Below are 4,522 nucleotides of genomic sequence, written 5' to 3'. Positions count from 1 at the left end.
TTTTTTTCTTGTACTGTCTCCTCTGGTATTTCTAACGCCTGTTTTACTATTTCTCTGTTGATTTTGTTAACTAGGTTTATATCTATTCTTTCTCTAAAGTGAACTAACATCGAAGGGTCAAATGGTGGTTTATTACTATAGGTTGACATCCCTATAAAGTATTGTAGATAAGGATTTTCCCTGATCTGTTCTACTGTTTCTCTATCACTTATTCCTAACTTTTCTTTGATTATTAATGCCCCCAGTGCCATCCTAAATGTTTTGGCTGGTGCGCCTATTTTTTCTGAAAATATTGCTGCGTATTCGCCATCAAATTCCGACCAAGGGATCATTTTTGCCATAATTACCCATCGGTTGTCTAATGCCAATTTCTCCTCGAAGGGTAGTTGAAACTTTTCCGGTGCTGTTTCCTGTTCTTGCGCTTTTCTATACATCTTAATGCGCCTTAATGCAAGGGATTTTACTCATTTTAACTCTTTTTCTTGCACCTTTTTCACTTTCTATCCCCATCAAGTCATCTATTTGTCCCGGTTTTATGTTTATTCAGCAAGCCCTAATTACAAAAGCATCACTTCTGTAAATTCTAGAACCATCTGCTAACGTCTCTCCATAAGCTTTGAGAAGTTCAACTGCTGTTTGAGCAATTTGGTCATTTTCAACTTTCAGTTTATGCCGCATTTTCAGCCAGTTCGGACCTAGAAACTTTTGCCAACTAGCTGCAACATCCTTCTTAATAGGAACTTCTACTTCCCTAACCCAGTTTTGATTTTGAGAAATTACTGCTGGAGATGAAACTACACCATTGTAGCTTGGTGTAAAAGCGACTTTGCGCTTTGGTGTTTTAATTTCATCCTCTGTTATTTCAACGAATTTATCTGATTTATTCTCTTTATTAGTATCAGTTTCAGGTGTTGTATCTGTGACTGTTTCTTCAACTTTTATTTCATTCGTTGAAACTTGTTTATCAGTAAAATCAGGCTGATGTTCTTCTGTATATGTCATCTCAGCAGCTAAAGGTATATCCCTCGTATCATCCCATTCTGGTGAATCATCTACTGGTGGTTCTGGTAAGGGAGTATTTTCATCCCAAAATATGAAAGTCTCTTCTTCAAACGGTGAATCTAAAACAGATGTAAATTCATCATCTATTTCGATGCTTTCTCTGGTGTTTTCTGTTGATGTTGCAAATTCCGATTCTGTAGTATTATCAACATTTTCACTTTCAATATCTTGATTCCCAAAAAGTTTCCCTAACAGTTCATCAACAATTGTTATTAACTCTTCCTTTAACTCTGTTTTACTATCTGTGGAATTTTGACTAGGAGGTAAATAACGAATTATGGGTTCATAAACTACAGCAATAATTTCCTCAGTGTCTAAATTTTCTGTCACCCAGTTATGACAACACTTACCTTCATTATCTTGCTGGTAAACAGTTAATTTATCACCAGATTCAATAGTGGCAATAATAGCTAAGGAAGAATTATTATTATATAGAACAATATCTGTGATATCCTGAGAATTATCTGCTGCTGTTAACATTAACTGCTTGGCGATATTCTGCGCTTGGACATCAGACATTTTGGCAGCTTCCCATTTCCAAGCACCGGGACATTCCTCATCAGGAACAAGCCGATATTTCTCACTTCCTATTTGTACTTCAATTTCAGATATATTTTCTAGTTCCTGCTGCAATTTTTCTCTAGCTTTATCTATTAAAGCCTGGATTAATTCTGCTAATACTGAGGCAGTGATTTGAAGTTCATCAATTATATGGTCAACAGTTTTTTGATAACCTGTTGCTAACTGCGTTACTCTTTCATCAAACATATTAATATATCCCTTTGAGATCAGGATTTAAGGATTAACAAGATTAATTTTAAAAATGTAATTTTTCGTTACATATAGCAATTCTATTTTGTTTATGTATCCTTTATGGAATCTGTAAGCAGCACAGTATTTTTTAAGCTAACCGCAGAGACGCAGAGGTAAAGAAAAATGAAACCTTAACATTCCTTTGAAAATTGCTATATACAAATTGTTGAAAACTAGACAATTTCGTTAACATTGGCAATTAGAAAAATCCTTTATAAGCATCAATAGGTAATGGTACAGCACCAGCTTGTACAGGTTGCTGAGGAATAGGAAATAATTTATTTACTTCAGCCACTCGTTTATCTAAATCTTCTTGCGTAGGACGTTGTTGAGTGCTTTTTTCTGTTAATCGAGCAATCAAATTTGTCCACCTAGAGTCATTTTCTTGTTCAATATTAATTAAAGCCTTGGGAATTTTAATTGTTTTTAATAAAGGAACAGAAGCTTCATTTTGATTACAGTAAGCCGGATTAATAAATATACACTTCCCCGGTGGCAACTTCAAAAACTGTGCTGGTTCAAATAACTTCCGTGTTTTATCCTGTTCAGAGATTGAGGTACTGCTTTTACCTCCCCCAGTGCTTTTAGATTTCTGCTTATACTTAATTTCTTCATCTCCCAGGTAAGCACTAAACAACCGCGCTGATTCTTCCTCACCCGGATTAAAAATGAACTTCGTACCACAAGCACCCAGCATGGTTTTAGCAACTTCCTTACCGTAGTATTTCTCTAACTGTCCCATGTTCTGCCATCCCAGAATGCCGCAAAAACCCTCACTGCGAGATTCGTTGAGCCATCTAAACAGGTCTGGTAGGTATAAAGAAGGCACTTCATCGAGGACAACAACTAATGGGTCTTGCCGTTTTTTGGCGATCGCCTTAGCTACAGTCATGTGTAAGATACTGCATAATAGTGGACCCACAGCATCCCGTCTTTCCCTATCCAACCCAAAAATAATCATCTGCTTACCCTTGATTTCCAGAGGTAGAGTCGTCTTACCCACAAAACACCCCAAAGTATTCTTTTTCATAAACCGGGTAAACATCAAACTGGCAGTACCGGCGATACCTGCAATCGTTTTTTCAGAACCAGCAGAACTAAACAACTGACCAAAAGCAATCTTAATCCAGGGATTGAGGTTAGCAGCCATTAATCTTTCTACCATGCGATCGCTGCTGAGAATAGCCGCCGCTGTCATAATATCTGCATACTGAGTTTGTTTAGTCAGCATCAGGATAGCTTCGGTCAACTGGTCACCAGCAGGGCCAAAAAAAGCATCCTCATTACTAGCAGCCATCATTTTGAAGTTTTTGTTGATCACAGTCGCTAACTGCCTTGCTGTTTCCGCATCCGTAGAATCTCGCAGAAAATCAAGGGGATTACACACCTCACTTTCAGGGAAACCAGGAGCGAAAATATGGACTTGATAACCCATCTTTTTCGCATAACTGGCAACTTTAGCTTGCGTTGGGTATTTAAAGTCATATAAAACAATTGGAAAACCTTGGTCAATGGCACTATAAATCATCGGGTTAATAGCAGAAAAAGACTTACCGCTGCCAGGAGCACCAATGACTGCCGTTCCTCTTTGTACATCTGGTATATATAACGGTATGGGACTTCCCGGTTCTTTATCTTGAGTTTTTCGACCTGTAAATTTGTGTCTACCAACATAGAGACTGGCACTATCACATTGAGGATTAGCAATTTGTTTGATAGCTTTCTTTTTCGCTTTAGCTGTCTCCTTGCTGCCGCCAAAATAACTGGTAGCTAACCTGCCTTTTTTATTCCCAGATAACATTTGTAGTAATAGAAATCCTAGCAATAATCCTGTCAGCATTAACCCATTAGCAGAAAAAAGGTAATGAGTGTATTTACCAATTGGTGCTTGAGGATTTTGAAGTTCGGAAATAAAGTTGTTTGTACTCATGGTGATTATATAAATTTCAAAATGATTGATATAGACTTAGGATTGCGATATTTTGTATGACAGCCATTTCAAGTAGATAACTACATTTTCTTTATCTCACGCAGAGACGCGGAGGCGCAGAGAAGAGCGCAAGAGTGTTGTTTGAAAATTTAAAAGTTGTTGTAGATGAATATTTTAAAACATATATAGGGCTTGCTGATTAAAGCTGAAACCCTTATATAAATAGTGATTGAAGTCTATAAATGGGAAAAAAGTGCAAGGCAATCGGGTAAAATGGGTAAAAATCCTCACAAAAACATAGAAAATGTATCGAAAAATTGAAACTCTACCTACCCCCATAGAAAAGTTTAAACTGCCATTTGAGGGACAGTTGGCAGAAGATAATAGATGGGTAATAATGGCGAATTTAATTCCGTGGTCAGAATTTGAAGATCAATATGCGAAACAATTCACGATAGAAATAGGCGCACCAGCAAAGTCTTTTCGAATAGCCATAGGAGCTTTAATAATCAAAGAAAGATTGGGTTTAAGTGATAGAGAAACAGTAGAACAAATAAGAGAAAATCCATATCTACAATACTTTATAGGATTGAATAGCTATAGTAATAAAGCACCATTTGAGGCATCAATGTTAGTTCATTTTAGACAAAGAATAGATATAGAATTAGTGAACAGAATGAATAGAAGCATGGTTAATAATCATGAAATAAAATCAGT

The 4,522-nt window shown here is 36.7% G+C and carries 4 protein-coding genes; 1 reads left to right on the top strand and 3 read right to left on the bottom strand.

Translation table 11 applies throughout. From position 1 onward, the window contains the following. The 3 genes from FJR38_RS26510 to FJR38_RS26500 form a co-directional block, all read right to left on the bottom strand. On the bottom strand, positions 1–434 hold a 434-nt coding region (locus FJR38_RS26510), incomplete at its 3' end, for a transposase (RefSeq protein WP_168540540.1). 109 nt (positions 435–543) lie between these two features. Next, positions 544–1,830: a hypothetical protein gene (locus tag FJR38_RS26505; RefSeq protein ID WP_254449594.1), complete on the bottom strand. Its 1,287-nt coding sequence runs from the start codon at positions 1,828–1,830 to the stop codon at positions 544–546. A gap of 244 nt (positions 1,831–2,074) precedes the next feature. Further along, positions 2,075–3,805 (bottom strand): type IV secretory system conjugative DNA transfer family protein, encoded by a 1,731-nt coding sequence (locus FJR38_RS26500; protein WP_168540538.1) that lies wholly within the window; start codon positions 3,803–3,805, stop codon positions 2,075–2,077. Between the two features lie 304 nt (positions 3,806–4,109). Here FJR38_RS26500 and FJR38_RS26495 point away from each other — a divergent pair. Further along, a partial coding sequence (locus tag FJR38_RS26495) for a transposase (RefSeq protein WP_168540536.1) occupies positions 4,110–4,522 on the top strand: 413 nt, incomplete at its 3' end.

The organism is Anabaena sp. UHCC 0253, from assembly GCF_009712085.1.
GTDB lineage: Bacteria > Cyanobacteriota > Cyanobacteriia > Cyanobacteriales > Nostocaceae > Dolichospermum.
This window is presented reverse-complemented; position numbering and strand designations above follow the sequence as displayed.

Bases quoted from the DNA above. Each gene is read 5' to 3' on its own strand.
- FJR38_RS26505 (WP_254449594.1), bottom strand. From the start codon at position 1,830: ATGTTTGATGAAAGAGTAACGCAGTTAGCAACAGGTTATCAAAAAACT.
- FJR38_RS26500 (WP_168540538.1), bottom strand. From the start codon at position 3,805: ATGAGTACAAACAACTTTATTTCCGAACTTCAAAATCCTCAAGCACCA.